The 446-nt window shown below is 68.4% G+C and carries 2 pseudogenes; both read right to left on the bottom strand.

The features are described 5' to 3' along the window. A pseudogene (locus TW83_RS17695) lies at window positions 1–183 on the bottom strand (phosphonate ABC transporter substrate-binding protein); the annotation flags it as partial. Window positions 184–202: 19 nt separating this feature from the next. Beyond that, window positions 203–446 (bottom strand): annotated as a pseudogene (locus TW83_RS17690) (phosphonate ABC transporter ATP-binding protein); the annotation flags it as partial.

Genomic DNA, 446 nt, shown 5'->3' with positions numbered 1-446 from the left:
GAACAGGCGGACGGGGACGCCCAGGGCCTGTTCGGCATAGTCGCGCAGGCATTCGTTCGACGCCATGCGGTCCTGGGCGTTCTCTCCGCCCAAAAGGCCGATGCGGAATTCGGTGATCTCCTGCGCGTGCAGGGGGGTGGTCAGGGCGGCGGTGGCGGCCAGCAGGCTCAGCAGTCGGGTCATGGTGCTCTCCGGTTCGGGATCAGGCCAGCATGCGGGCGGCGTATTCGACATCCGCGCTGGTATCGGTGGGCATGGCGGTCGAGGTCGCGCTTTCGTTGAAATCCGCGTCGGCGCCATAGATGTCGCGGGCCACGCCCGTGGTCAGCTGCGACGGCAGCCCGTCGAACACCACGCGCCCGTCGCGCATGCCGATCACCCGGTCGCAATAGCGCCGCGCGGTGTCCAGCGTGTGCAGGTTGGCGATGACCATGCGGCCATCCTCG

The organism is Paracoccus sp. S4493 (genome assembly GCF_000967735.1).
Classification (GTDB): Bacteria; Pseudomonadota; Alphaproteobacteria; order Rhodobacterales; family Rhodobacteraceae; genus Paracoccus; species Paracoccus marcusii.
The sequence above is the reverse complement of the archived record's forward strand: the minus strand, read 5'-3'. Positions and strand labels throughout refer to the sequence as shown.